Source organism: Streptomyces sp. NPDC051180 (assembly GCF_040689545.1).
Taxonomy (GTDB): domain Bacteria; phylum Actinomycetota; class Actinomycetes; order Streptomycetales; family Streptomycetaceae; genus Streptomyces.
Genome location: NZ_JBFBBC010000009.1, coordinates 103,501 through 115,859 on the forward strand (window position 1 = coordinate 103,501; position 12,359 = coordinate 115,859).

Below are 12,359 nucleotides of genomic sequence, written 5' to 3' on the forward strand. Positions count from 1 at the left end.
GACGTCCCCGCCCGCCGGACCGGCCCCGCGACGCACGGCTCCCCCGCGGAACCCCCTCGCGCATTCCCTTCGCGAATCCCTCCCGCGTCCTCTCCCGAACGAGGAACGGTCCGCGGCCCGGAGCCTCCGCTCCGGGCCGCGGACCCGCCACCTCACCACAGTTCCGGCGTGGCCTTCAGCTGCGCCTTCGCCGCCCGGACCACGTCCGACGGCGGCACGGGCGCCTCCTCGGGATGCCCCGCGGCCCACTTGGCCGCGTACGGGCAGAGCGGCACCACGGGCACGCCCTCACGGGCCGCGATCGCGTAGAACTCGCGCACGAGCGCCCCCGCGATCCCCTTCCCCTCGTGCCCGCCCTCCACGATCGTGTGCACGGCCACCAGAGCGTGCGGCTCGGCTTCCAGGGCGAAGTACACGACGACGCCGACGTACGTGTCCCCCTCGAACGCCTCCAGGCGGCCCTTCGCCCGGTCGTCGCGGATCCTCGGCTCTGCCATGCGGTACTCCCTCGGCTCAGACCTGCGCGGTCACGACGGCCGCCGCGGGCACCGCGTGCGGCCCGCGCACCGTGTCGCTCCCGGGAACCGGCGCGGACGCGTCCGTCCCCAGCTCCACGATGCGGTTCTCCCCGTCGACGTGCACCACACGCGGAACGAACGTCCGCGCCTCCGCATCCGCGATCTGCGCGTAACTGATGAGGATCACCAGGTCACCGGGGTGCACCAGATGCGCCGCCGCCCCGTTGATCCCGATCACCCCGGAGCCCCGCTCCCCCTCGATCACATACGTCTCCAGGCGGGCCCCGTTGTCGATGTCCACGATGTGCACCAACTCACCGGGCAGCAGATCCGCCGCCTCCATCAACTCCACGTCGACCGTCACCGACCCGACGTAATGCAGGTCCGCCTGGGTCACGGTGGCCCGGTGGATCTTGGACTTGAACATTGTGCGTATCACTGAGGCACTCCTGGACTGAGGCTCCCTGCCTGCGTTTTTGCAGGTCAAGGGCTGTTTCCACACCCTACAACGAGTCGCAAGTCCAGCCAGCCGTCCCCAGGTTTCTCAGGACTCATGCTGACCACTTGCCGACTTCCCTGACGCATCATCAGGGAGTGCCCAGGGAAGTCACCCACTCTCCCTGGTTCCACCGCGACGACCCCACAAGCCTACGCAGCACGCACGAAAGAGCCCTCGTGATCACCGTCACTCTCCCGGGGCGCGGCATCGCTTCCGAACTACTTCCTGCCGCGTGCGGATGTCGCCGTGGCCACGGATGCGGACGCCGCCGCGATGCCGGCGAGCACTCCGAACAACTCCGGGTAGCCGCCCAGAACCGAGGCAAGGGTGGCTGCGGCGAAGGGCGCGAGAGCCGAGGCCGTCATGGCTGGGGCACTGAGGATCGCGGAGAGTCGGCCGTAGTGCTGTGTGCCCCAGCGGTCGGTGATCGCCGTCGCCTGGAGGAGGGTGAGGTTGCCCCGGACCATGCCGGCCGCGATCGACACTGCGATCACCAAGCCGTAGGGGCCCGGTGTGACGGCGAGGGCCGCCGTGGTCAGGGCACCGAGTGCAATGAGTGTCGTGGTGCGGACTGTGGTGCCGGTGTGGCGGGCCAGCGGGGCGTAGAGGGTGCGGCCGAGTGTCTGGCCTGCGCCCCCGAGGCCGAGAACCCAGGCGGCTTGGGCTGTGGTGTACCCACGTTCGAGCAGGAGAGGGACGAGGGTGACGACGACGGCGTACATGGCGAAGGCCGAGAGCGTGAACGCGACCGTGAGCAGGAGGAACGGTCGACTCCGGGCCACCGCACCGGGACTCGCGGCCATGTCGACCGGGGAGGACGCCGCCGAGGGCCAGGGGGCATTGAGCGCGATCGCGTGGGCCGGGATCGTGACGGCGGCGAGGATCGCCGCCAGCACCAGGTAGGTCTCGCGCCACGACAGGTGGTCGGCCAGGGCGGCGGTGAGCGGGGCGAAAACGGTGGAGGCGAGGCCGCCGGCGAGCGTGACGATCGTGAGGGCGCGGACGTGATCGGGAGCCCACCAGCGGGTGAGGGCTGCGAACGCCGGCTGGTAGAAGGTGGCGGCCATGGCGAGCCCGCCCAGGAGCCAGCCGGCGAAGAAGACCGGCAGGTTCGGCGCCAGGGCCACGATCACCAGACTCAGGACCCCGGCCATGGAGCCTGCCGTCATGACTGTGCGTGGGCCACGGCGGTCGATGATCCGACCGACTCGGATTCCGGTGAGTCCGGAGACGACCAAGGCTAGTGAGAACGCGGCCATGGTGGCACCGGTGGACCAGCCGCTGTCGGCGGTGATCTGCGGGTTCAGCACGGGGAAGGCGTAGTAGACGATGCCCCAACTGGTGATCTGGGTGGCGCAGAGCGCAGGCAGGACGGCGCGAGGCCGCGACCGGTCCCCTGCTCCGGTCGCGGCTCCGCGGGCGTGAAGGTCGGTCATCGAGAGGTCAGTAGCATCCGCCGACGGCGACGGGTTCACTCGCCTCGATGTCAGTGGCGGCGACCGTGCCGTCGCAACAGGCGCTGCCCTGCTGCTTGGCCAGGGTGCCGGCGTCGGCCTTGACGACGTACACCTCCCACGGTTCGCGGCCGGGACCGTGGACCCACACCTTGTCCTGGAGGGCGTAGCAACAGGTGGTGTCGTTCTCCTCCGTCGTCGACAGTCCGGCCTCGCCCAGGCGGGCGGTGGCGGCGCGGACCGCCTCGGTGGTGTCGACCTCCACGCCGAGGTGGTCCAGACGGGTGTCGTCGTTCTCGGCGCCTTCGATGAGGACGAGCTTGAGCGGCGGTTCCGTGATGGCGAAGTTGGCGTAGCCGTCACGGAGCTTGGCCGGTTCGGTACCGAAGAGCTTCGTGTAGAAGGCGACGGATGCCGCCAGGTCGGGAACGCGCAGGGCGAGCTGTACGCGGGACATCGTGTTCCTCCAGTTGGGGGGTGGGTGGATGGATGAATTCGACAGGACAGGGTCAGCAGCCGCCGGATGCGGTCGGGGCTCCGACGCCGATCCGGAGCGCCGTCGGGCTCGCGCAGCAGCCGCCGCCGTCGGCCGGTGTGTCGGCGGGCTGGTCGAAGAGGCCGGCTCCGCCGCAGACCCCGGTTTCGGGGTTTGATTCGACGTTCGTCGATCTCTCGCACCTTCAGCATGGCACTTGAATTGATAGACGTCAACATAGACATTCATCGAACTGATGGGTGCACCACCCCCTCGCGAATGACCCTTGGGCGATTGGTTCGACATGTGTCAACATAGATGCATGTCGAACGCCGAGCTGCTGCCGGTACTGGAGCCCGAGACCGTGCCCTGCTGCCCGCCCCTGAACGAGCGGCCGCTGACCGCCGAGGAGGCCGAGCGCACCGCCGTGATGTTCAAGGCGCTCGGCGATCCGGTCCGGCTGCGGCTCTTCTCCTCCGTCGCCTCGCGCGAGGGCGGCGAGGCGTGCGTATGCGACATCTCCGACGTCGGCGTCTCCCAGCCCACGGTCTCCCACCACCTGAAGAAGCTGAAGGAGGCCGGCCTGCTCTCCTCGGAACGGCGCGGCACGTGGGTGTACTACCGCGTCGAGCCCACCGTCCTCGCGGCCATGGGAGCCCTCCTCACCAAGGCGGCCTCGACCTGAGCCTCCCCGCGGACGTCGGAGCGCTACCTGCGGTGTGATCGGTTCGCAAGGGACGAGGTCGTCGCGATCTACCAGGCCGGCGTCGACGAGGGCAACGCGACCTTCGAGACGGTCTGGGTGGCGGCCACGAGGGTCTCCGACCGGTGCGCGTACGCCGGTGTCGTCGAGCACTCCGTGTACGTGCACCCGGACGCGCGGGGTCGCGGCGTCGCCTCGGCGCTGCTGAAGGCGCTCGTCGACTCCACCGAGGCGGCCGGGATCTGGACCGTCCAGTCGGGTATCTTCCCGGAGAACGCCGCCAGCCTCGCCGTCCACGCCCGCGCGGGCTTCCGGGTCGTCGGCACGCGGGAGCGCGTCGGCCGCCACCACGGCATCTGGCGGGACACGGTCCTCGTGGAGCGCCGCAGCCCGCACATCGACTGACACAGGCGAGTCTGGATGCCTGCCCGCATACGGGCAGACCGTGACGGAAAGGCGTCGCCGCCCAGGTGGCGGGGCGGCGACACCGCGTCTCAGGAGAGCCGGGCCGCCGGAGAGAGGTCTTCCCTGCCGGCCTTCTCGGTGTCGGCGAGAAACTCGCCCAGCGATGCGAGGATGCCGGGCGCCGGGCGGTAGTACACCCAGGTGCCGCGCCGCTCGGAGGTGAGCAGGCCCGCTTCCCGGAGCTTCTTCAGATGGTGGCTGACCGTGGGCTGGGAGACACCTACATCGGCTATGTCACAGACGCACGCCTCCCCGTTGGGATGGGAGGCCACTCTGGACAGGAGGCGGAGCCGAACGGGGTCGGCGAGCGCCTTGAACATCGCCGCCATGATCTCGGCGTCCCCTTGGGACAGCGCGGCGGTCACAAGGGGCGGGCAGCAGGCAGCGGGGGTCGCGCCGGATATGTGCGAGGCAGACTCGGTCAAGTGGCCGGTCCTCACGCCGAGGCCGCGGGGCGGCCCATGACGGCGTCGGCGGCGCTGGGGAAGCATGCCACGCAGGCGACGTTGATGGAGTAGAGCATTGACGTCCCCTGGCGCTCGCGCAGGACGAATCGCACGTCGGCAAGGAGCTTCAGGTGATGGGACACCGTCGACTGGCCGACGCCCATCCGGTCCACGATCTCTCCGACACTCATCGGCCCCGTGGCCAGTGCCAGGAGATTGAGGATCTGCACGCGAGTGGGGTCGGAGAGAGCCTTGAACCAGGTTGCATAGGACTCGGCCGTGCTTCGGTCGATCAGCTGGGCATTCATCGTACCGCTCATGATCCATCGATGTTAATCGATGACCGCCTGTGACGGCAAGGTTCATCCCGTGCGGAGAAGCCTCCACCGGAGGGATTCCCGGCTCGCCGCCCGTACATGCCCGATCCGTGTCGACGGCACGACGGACAGCACAGCCACCGCCCAGTCCAGACCAATACCGGTACGACCTGGACAGACACTCACGTCACGGCCTCACCAGACTCCGGGGGCGGCGCCTCTGACGGCCGACAGAGCGAGGCACCGCCGACTCCATTGTCGGGCGGCCCTTTAATCGTCTATCATCGATATTCGATAAAGGGGATGCCGCACGAGCTTCCCCACGCGGCTCGCCACGTCCCCCGTATGCCACGCCACGGCGCCGCTCCCCTCATGTGTCACCGTCTCAGAGAGGTTCACCTGTGGACGAATTGCTGGCCCTTGGCCGGTTCATCCTGGTGGAGGTGCTCCACTATCTCCCGTGGTTCCTGGTCGCTATCGTCCTGGGGATCGCCGTACAGCGTCTGTCGATCGACGTGGTCGCGCGCCGCAGCTTCGCCCAGGGACGCAGGGGCGTCCTCGGCATCGCCATCGTCACGGCCATCGGAGCGTTCAGTCCCTTCTGCTCCTTCACCGTGATCCCGCTGATCCGCCGCTTCCTGATAGCCGGCGTCCCGCTCTCGGCGGTCATGTCGTTCTGGATCGCATCCCCCTCCATGGACCCGGAGATCTACGCGCTCTCCGCCGCCCAGCTCGGGATCCCCATCGCCACCGCCCGCCTCATCGGGGCCCTCGTGCTGAGCTTCGGCGCGGGCCTCATCGTCCTCGCGCTCGAACGGCGTGGGCGGTTCGCCGATCCTCTGCTCGACTCCACCGAGGAGAAGGCGCCCGCCAAGACCTGTTCGCAGGAGGCGGTGACCGTTCCCGAGACGGCGTGCTCCACCGTGAAGGCAAGCGTGCCCGAGCCCGTGGCTGTCGGTGGCGGCGGCGTCGGCGGCACGCCCGAAGGGGGCTGCGGAGGTGCCTCGCAGGAGCCCGTGGCCACGGCAGGAGGCTGCTCCACCGCCGCACGGAACGACGAGGAGGACGACGGTACTCCGTGGCGTGTGCTCGTGCGGCGTGACATCAAGAATCTGCGCGCCGGCGAGATCCTGAAGGAGATCGTCAGCGACTCGCTGATCCTGGGCAAGTGGCTGCTGCTCGCCATCGTCCTCGAAGCCCTGATCGTCCGCTATGTGCCCACCGACGTCGTATCGGGCATCCTGGGCACGGACGGCGTCCTCTCCGTCCTGGTCGCCGGGCTCATCAGCGTCCCGCTCTACCTCAACGGCGTCGGTGCCATCCCGGTCGTCGAGGGCCTCCTGGACCAGGGCATGGTCGCGGCGGCGGGCGTCACCTTCCTCCTCGGCGGCGCCATCACGACGATCCCGGCCATGGTGGCCGTCAAGAGCGTCGTCAAGACGAAGGTCTTCGCCTTCTATCTCGGCGTGGGCCTCCTCGGCAGCGTGGGTATCGGCCTCATCACGCTGCCCCTGCTCTGACCCCAGTACTCCTCCTCACCCCCCACCCACGCTCCTGCGGCGACCCCCGACGCCGCAGGAGCGTCGCCGTACCCGCTGACGAACTCCGTGCGTACCCCCGACGGGGGAGCGCCAAGGCAGGGAGCACGCATGACCGCATCACCGCCACCGGACATCCCCCTGGCACCGATGACAGACGACCATGCGTCGGACGTCATGGCGATCTACCAGCAAGGCATCGACGAGGGCAACGCCACGTTCGAGACCAGCGCGCCGCCCTGGAGCGCGTTCGACACCGCCAAGCTGGCGGCTCACCGCTTCGTGGCGCTGGGGCAGAGGGGGCGCGTGATCGGCTGGACGGCCGTGTCACAGGTCTCGACACGACCCGCGTACGCGGGGGTCGTCGAGCATTCCGTCTACGTCTGTCCCACGGCGCGTGGAAGAGGCGTGGGACGCGCGCTGCTGGATGCGCTGATCGTCTCCACGGAGAAGGCGGGATTCTGGACCATCCAGGCGGGCATCTTTCCCGAGAACGCGGCAAGCCTGGCTCTGCACGAGTCCGCGGGCTTCCGCGTGCTGGGCCGGCGGGAGCGCGTGGCCCGCCACCATGGCGTCTGGCGGGACGTCCTGCTCGTGGAGCGCCGAAGCCCGGTGGTCGAATGACCGATGCCGGTCACCACGGTGACCGGCATCAGCCCTGCGTCTTCGTGATCGGTACGGATCCGGACCGTACCGGCCGCCCTGTCAGGGGAGCTCGAAGGGCAGGTCCATCCCGTCCAGTGCCGTCGCGCACGCGCATGCCCGCTCGCGGTCCAGGTCGTGGACGGTCTTCAGGACCAGGCTCTTCAGGCGTTCCACGTTCGCCGCGAACACGCGGAACACCTCGTCCTGCGAGACCCCGTCGCCGTGCTCCACACCGGCGTCGTAGTCGGTGACCAGGGCTATGGAGGTGTAGCAGAGAGCGAGTTCACGGGCGAGTACGGCCTCGGGATGCCCGGTCATGTTGATCAGGGACCAGCCGGCCGCTGCATACCACTGCGACTCGGCGCGGGTGGAGAACCGTGGCCCTTCGACGACCACCATCACTCCCCCGTCGTGGACGTCGGCGCCTGTCTCTCCCGCTGCCTTGAGTACGGACGCTCGGCCCGACGCGCAGTACGGGTCGGCGAACGACACGTGGGTGGCGCCGTGCTCGTAGTAGGTCTGGACGCGGCCGGCGGTCCTGTCGACGAGCTGATCGGGGAGGACGACGCTTCCGGGGCCGAGTGAGGCGCGCAGTGAGCCGACGGCGCAGGGTGCGAGGACCTGCCGTACTCCCAGCGAGCGCAGGGCCCACATGTTGGCGCGGTAGTTGATGCGGTGCGGCGGCAGTTCGTGGTGGCTGCCGTGCCGGGGCAGGAAGGCCACCCTCCGGTCGCCCACGGTGCCGACGGACACCGCGTCGGAGGGTGCGCCGTACGGGGTGGAGACCTCGACGCGCTCTGCCGATTCCAGGAGTTCGTAGAAGCCGCTGCCTCCGATGACCGCGATGTCGGCCTTCGTCGCCGACGGGGACGGATCACTCATCGCCTGGGTCCTCCTGCGCGTGCGTGTCGACCGGTGCCGTGAAGTGGCCCGGGGGGGTTGGGGATACGAGTGGGGTGAGGGAGGCGACAAGCTGGTGGCCGTTCACGGCCGGTCGCTCGTCGTCGGGGCGGCGCACGGCAACCGTGCGCCAGCCGGCTGCGGCTGCGGCGTCGAGCTCGGCACCGACGTCGCTGACGAAGAGCAGGTCGGCGGGTGCGTGCCCCAAGTCCGACGCGATCGCACGGTAGGAGTCGGCGTCCGCCTTGGGGCCGGCAGTCGTCAGATCGAAGTAGCCGTCGAGCAGAGGGCGCAGGTCGCCGTGGGCGGTGTGGCCGAACCAGTCACGCTGTGCGGCCACGGAGCCGGAGGAGTAGATGAAGCGCCCTGTGCCATCTCTCTGCCAGTGCTCCAGTGCGGGCGGAACGTCCGGGTACACGTGACCGTGGAGCTCTCCCGCGTCGTAGCCGCCCGACCAGATCAGTCCCTGCAGCGTCTTCAGCGGCGGCGCCTTCACGTCGCCGTCGGCCCACAGTTCCAGGAGGGCCAGAGCGCTCGCCTCGTCGTGGGCCGCCCCGGTGTAGGCGGCGACCGCATCGAGAATCCTCCGCCACGGCGCGGCTCCACGGTGAGCGGCGAGCCAGGGAGCAAGCCTCTCCCTCGCATAGGGGAAGAGGACGTCACGTACGTGGCTGAGGGAACCCGTGGTCCCCTCGATGTCGAGGACGACAGCCCGCAGCCCCTTCTCGGGAACACGGGCCTGCCGGATGTCCGGCATCAGCCTTCCCTGAGGAGCGCGTCGAGGCGGGGGAAGCCTTCGGCGATGGGCTCCTGGGTGAAGTCGCCGACCCATCCGTCCTCCTTCTCGAAGAACCGGATGGCGCAGAAGTCCGGTACAGGTCCCATGTCGAACCAATGCCGAGTGCCTGCCGGGACCGACAGCAGGTCACCGGCCTCGCACACGACGGCGTACACACGGTCTTCGAGGTGCAGGTAGAAGCAGCCGGCGCCCTGGGCGAAGTAGCGGACCTCGTCCTCGGCGTGCCGGTGCTCTTCGAGGAATGTCGACCGCGCCTTGGCCGCGCGCTCCTCCCACTCCACCCCCTCCTCGGGGTGGAGACGGGCGACGTCGACGAGCCGCAGCCCCTGGTCCGCGCACAGGACGTCGATGTCGGCCCGATAGGCGTCGAGCAGTTCCTGGGACGACGTCTGCGGCATCACCCGTACACGCAGCGGCCACCGGGTGAAGGAGACCGACATCTCGCCCAAGGCTTGCTTGATGGCCTCCTCGTCCCGCGTGCGGAGCAGCACGGTGTTCGGTGCGTCGTCCGGCATGATCTGCAGCAATGTCATGGTGTGGTCCTCTCGTCGGGTCCGTCAGGCACGGGAGACGTGCAGCTCGGACTGCGAGAGCACGAGCAGCTGGCACAGCGACTCAAGGCATTCGAGCCGGTTCTTCGCCTGGCGAAGGGAGTCGCCCCATGTGGTGATGCCGTGATCGGCCAGAAGCAGCCCTGGCGGGCCTTCCCGATCGGCCGCGAGGTGGGCGGCGACGTCGTCGGCGACCCTGTCGACCTGGAGCCAGTTGGGAAAGACCGGCAGGCAGGTGGACGTCGGGTCCTTCAGCCCCAGCCCCTTGAGCAGCTCGAACCCGTCCACTCGCACCGAGGAGACGGCGTGCGGGGCCGCGGCACGATGGGCGATGACGGTGGCGTACGGGGCGTGGACATGGATGACGGCTCGGGCTCCGGTGACGCGGTAGACCGCCGCGTGGATGGAGGTCTCCGCCGAGGGGCGGTCCTCGCCGGGAGGGAACGCCCGCCCGGTGAAGGCGTCCACCTCCACCACGTCCCGGACGGTCAGTTCGCCTTTGTCCCGACCGCTGGCCGTGATCAGCGCCCGACCGGGATCGTCGGGCAGTCGCATGGATATGTTGCCGGACGTGCCCGGCATCCATCCACGGTCGTACAGGGCGCGGGAGATGTCGGCCAGCTGCTGGGCGGTCCGCTTGCCGGCGGCGGTGGACGGCGCGTAGCTCATGCTCCTACCTCGGATGCGTGGTGGACACCGTGCTCGGAGACGATCGCGGTGATCAGAGATGCCGGGGTGACGTCGAAGGCGGGGTTGTACGCGCGTGTACCCGGTGGGGTGGTGCGGACACCGCCGCAGGAGGTCACCTCGTCGTCGGCGCGTTCCTCGATGACGATGTCCTGGCCGTCGGCAAGGGATCTGTCCCAGGACGATTCGGGGGCGACGACGATGAAGGGGATGCCGTGGTGGGCGGCGGCGATCGCCAGCGCGTAGGTGCCGATCTTGTTGGCCACGTCTCCGCGCGCGGTGATCCGGTCGGCTCCGACGAGGACGCAGTCGACGAGCCCCTGTCCCATGGCCGCGGCAGCCGCGCTGTCGACGCACACGCGGTGCGGCACGCCGGCCTCTGCCAGTTCCCAGGCCGTCAGCCGGGCTCCCTGCAGGAGCGGCCGGGTCTCGTCGACGAGCACCTCGGCGACCTTGCCCGCTTCGGCGAGGGCGAGAATCGTGCCGAGGGCGGTACCCACGGCCGCGGTCGCCAGCCGGCCGGTGTTGCAGTGGGTCAGGAGCCGCAGGGACCGCGGCGGACAGCGTTCCAGTACGGCGCGGACCGCGTGGGCGACCATCTGCCGGTTGACTGCCCGGTCTTCGTCGATCATGGCAGTGGCCTCGGACAGGACCGCCTCCGGGCCGTCGGCGAGCCGCCCGAGGGCCCTGTCGACCGCCCAGGCCAGGTTGACGGCCGTCGGACGGGCGGCGGCAAGCCGCTGGGCGTCGGCGCGCACGGCCTCCCGCCCGTCGCCGGTGCTGCCGGGCAAGCAGTGGGTGTACGCCGAGAGCGCGACGCCCAAAGCCCCCGCAAGCCCGATGGAGGGGGCGCCCCGTACCGCGAGTGTCGAAATGGCGGTGATGACGTCGTCCACGGTGTCCAGGCGCAGGAGTCGCCTCTCATGGGGCAGCGCACGCTGGTCGAGGGTGACGATCGCGTCGCCGTCCCAGCGCAGTGACGGCTGGTCGGAGGACTTGCTCACGGGCTGCGGCTCCTTGGGGCCTGAAGGGTGGAACCGGTCGGTGAGTCGGTCAGTCGGTCAGGGGGAGCGACCGCAGTTCGACCAGGGCGGGCGCCGCCTCCACGTCGGCGGTCACCTGGTCGTGGTCCTCGCCGACGGCGATGACATGGCCGTACCGGTTCATGTACGCCCGGGGCGGGAGGGCCAGCCGCGTGCCGGGCCCGGCCGTCGCGACCGCACTGTGCACCGTGGGCCCGAAGAGATCGGTGCGGACGGTCAGCTCGACGGCCTCGCAGTCGACCTCCGGGTAGAGGAACCTGATGGCTGCGACCCTCCGCTCCTTCGGCGCGGTGTCGGGGGTGAGCCCGGCCGCTACATGGGCGGCTGCGACGGCCGGATCGGTCCCGGTGGCGAGCATCCCGATGAGGGGGATGAAGTCGCCGCCGAGGCGCGCGTTGATCTCGACGAGACGGGGCCCGTTGGGCGTGAGCTTGAACTCGGTGTGCGTGGAGCCGTGCTCGAAGCCGAGCGCCTTGTGGATGCGGTGCAGCTGGTCCAAAAGCTCGGCATCCTGCAGGAGGGGGTCCGCGGCATCGACGGTGTGGCCGGTCTCCTCGAAGTACGGCTCCATGCCGGTCTGTTTGCGGGCCACGATCATGGGGGTGCACACGCCGTCGACGACGACCGCGTCGATGCTGATCTCGGGGCCGGTGAGGTACTCCTCGACCAGGACGTCGGCCTCGTATCGGGGTACTCCGGGCCAGTTGGCGGAGCTGGCCGCTTCGAACGCCGCTTCGACGGCGTCCCCGTGGTCGGCTCGGACGACACCGAGGCTGCCCGCGAGTCCACGCGCCTTGACCACCACGGGGTAGCCGGTCTCGTCGGCCGCACGGCGAGCCTCGGCCGCCTTGGAGACCGGCGTGCAGGCAGGCTGTGGCACGCCGGCGGCCGTCAGACGTGCCCGGGTGGTCGCCTTGTCGCGACAGGCGAGCACGGCATCGGGCGCGCTTCCGGGCAGCCCCAGGGCTTCGGCAAGGCGTGCGGCGGCGTGCACGAGGGACTCGTCGTAGGTGAAGACACCCGCGACGGGGAGCTTCCGCATGACCTTTCTCGCCTCGGTCAGCAGCTCGTCGAGATTCTTCGTGTCGAGGAGGGAAGTTCCCTGCACGTACGGCAGTTGCCAGCTCGGCTCGTGCGCGTCGAGGAGCCAGAGGCGGAAGTGCCGGGAGACGGCCGCCACGATGTACTCCCGATAGCGGCGGTCACCGCTTCCCATGAGGAGCAGGACCGGGGCCTCGGTGGTGGGCGAGTGCGGGTGGGGCGTGGCGGCCATGGCGGAAACCTTTGTGTCGACGTGTGGTCGGGGCCGAGGCGGCCGA

Annotated in this window: 16 protein-coding genes; 4 read left to right on the forward strand and 12 right to left on the reverse strand. The window is 69.7% G+C overall.

Annotated elements, in window-relative coordinates; translation table 11 throughout:
• Nucleotides 1-152 precede the first annotated feature (152 nt).
• The 4 genes from AB0424_RS17955 to AB0424_RS17970 all read right to left on the reverse strand — a co-directional run bounded on the left by AB0424_RS17955 (nucleotide 153) and on the right by AB0424_RS17970 (nucleotide 2,928).
• Nucleotides 153-497 (reverse strand): GNAT family N-acetyltransferase, encoded by a 345-nt coding sequence (locus AB0424_RS17955; protein ID WP_366306435.1) that lies wholly within the window; start codon nucleotides 495-497, stop codon nucleotides 153-155.
• Between the two features lie 16 nt (nucleotides 498-513).
• The gene (gene panD / locus AB0424_RS17960; protein WP_366306437.1) at nucleotides 514-957 is read right to left on the reverse strand and encodes an aspartate 1-decarboxylase; all 444 of its coding nucleotides are present in this window, start codon (nucleotides 955-957) and stop codon (nucleotides 514-516) included.
• 278 nt (nucleotides 958-1,235) lie between these two features.
• A complete protein-coding gene (locus AB0424_RS17965; RefSeq protein ID WP_366306438.1) occupies nucleotides 1,236-2,453 on the reverse strand; it encodes an MFS transporter in 1,218 nt (405 codons plus the stop codon).
• 7 nt (nucleotides 2,454-2,460) lie between these two features.
• Entirely contained in the window at nucleotides 2,461-2,928 is a 468-nt protein-coding gene (locus tag AB0424_RS17970; protein WP_366306440.1) for an ArsI/CadI family heavy metal resistance metalloenzyme, read from the reverse strand.
• A gap of 340 nt (nucleotides 2,929-3,268) precedes the next feature.
• Here AB0424_RS17970 and AB0424_RS17975 point away from each other — a divergent pair, with 340 nt between their 5' ends.
• Both AB0424_RS17975 and AB0424_RS17980 read left to right on the forward strand, forming a co-directional pair.
• Nucleotides 3,269-3,631, forward strand: a complete 363-nt coding sequence (locus AB0424_RS17975; RefSeq protein ID WP_366306441.1) for a metalloregulator ArsR/SmtB family transcription factor — start codon at nucleotides 3,269-3,271, stop codon at nucleotides 3,629-3,631.
• A 27-nt stretch (nucleotides 3,632-3,658) separates the two neighbouring features.
• Nucleotides 3,659-4,054, forward strand: coding sequence for an N-acetyltransferase family protein (locus AB0424_RS17980; protein ID WP_366306761.1), 396 nt, complete (start codon nucleotides 3,659-3,661; stop codon nucleotides 4,052-4,054).
• An 89-nt stretch (nucleotides 4,055-4,143) separates the two neighbouring features.
• Here the strand turns inward: AB0424_RS17980 and AB0424_RS17985 are convergent, their stop codons facing one another.
• A complete protein-coding gene (locus AB0424_RS17985) occupies nucleotides 4,144-4,443 on the reverse strand; it encodes a metalloregulator ArsR/SmtB family transcription factor (protein ID WP_366306763.1) in 300 nt (99 codons plus the stop codon).
• Between the two features lie 107 nt (nucleotides 4,444-4,550).
• Entirely contained in the window at nucleotides 4,551-4,880 is a 330-nt protein-coding gene (locus AB0424_RS17990; protein ID WP_229902042.1) for a metalloregulator ArsR/SmtB family transcription factor, read from the reverse strand.
• A gap of 398 nt (nucleotides 4,881-5,278) precedes the next feature.
• On the opposite strand from AB0424_RS17990, the gene AB0424_RS17995 reads away from it, so the two are divergent.
• Together AB0424_RS17995 and AB0424_RS18000 are read left to right on the forward strand one after the other, a co-directional pair.
• Nucleotides 5,279-6,397, forward strand: coding sequence for a permease (locus AB0424_RS17995; RefSeq protein ID WP_366306443.1), 1,119 nt, complete (start codon nucleotides 5,279-5,281; stop codon nucleotides 6,395-6,397).
• A gap of 129 nt (nucleotides 6,398-6,526) precedes the next feature.
• Nucleotides 6,527-7,039: an N-acetyltransferase family protein gene (locus tag AB0424_RS18000; protein WP_366306444.1), complete on the forward strand. Its 513-nt coding sequence runs from the start codon at nucleotides 6,527-6,529 to the stop codon at nucleotides 7,037-7,039.
• 81 nt (nucleotides 7,040-7,120) lie between these two features.
• On the opposite strand, the gene AB0424_RS18005 is transcribed toward AB0424_RS18000, so the two are convergent.
• The 6 genes from AB0424_RS18005 to AB0424_RS18030 are packed head-to-tail and all read right to left on the reverse strand — an operon-like array spanning nucleotide 7,121 to nucleotide 12,313.
• Complete coding sequence (locus AB0424_RS18005; RefSeq protein ID WP_366306446.1) at nucleotides 7,121-7,942, reverse strand: S-methyl-5'-thioadenosine phosphorylase; 822 nt, start codon at nucleotides 7,940-7,942, stop codon at nucleotides 7,121-7,123.
• Nucleotides 7,935-8,717, reverse strand: a complete 783-nt coding sequence (mtnC, locus tag AB0424_RS18010; RefSeq protein ID WP_366306448.1) for an acireductone synthase — start codon at nucleotides 8,715-8,717, stop codon at nucleotides 7,935-7,937. Before mtnC ends, AB0424_RS18005 begins: the two co-directional genes overlap by 8 nt.
• On the reverse strand, nucleotides 8,717-9,292 hold the full coding sequence (locus tag AB0424_RS18015) for a cupin (RefSeq protein ID WP_366306450.1): 576 nt from the start codon (nucleotides 9,290-9,292) through the stop codon (nucleotides 8,717-8,719). The genes mtnC and AB0424_RS18015 overlap by 1 nt, the downstream gene beginning before the upstream one ends.
• Nucleotides 9,293-9,316: 24 nt before the next feature.
• Nucleotides 9,317-9,979 (reverse strand): methylthioribulose 1-phosphate dehydratase, encoded by a 663-nt coding sequence (mtnB, locus tag AB0424_RS18020; protein WP_366306452.1) that lies wholly within the window; start codon nucleotides 9,977-9,979, stop codon nucleotides 9,317-9,319.
• Nucleotides 9,976-11,001: an S-methyl-5-thioribose-1-phosphate isomerase gene (gene mtnA / locus AB0424_RS18025; RefSeq protein WP_366306453.1), complete on the reverse strand. Its 1,026-nt coding sequence runs from the start codon at nucleotides 10,999-11,001 to the stop codon at nucleotides 9,976-9,978. The genes mtnB and mtnA overlap by 4 nt, the downstream gene beginning before the upstream one ends.
• A 49-nt stretch (nucleotides 11,002-11,050) precedes the next feature.
• Nucleotides 11,051-12,313: an ATP-grasp domain-containing protein gene (locus AB0424_RS18030; protein WP_366306455.1), complete on the reverse strand. Its 1,263-nt coding sequence runs from the start codon at nucleotides 12,311-12,313 to the stop codon at nucleotides 11,051-11,053.
• Between the last annotated feature and the right edge of the window lie 46 nt (nucleotides 12,314-12,359).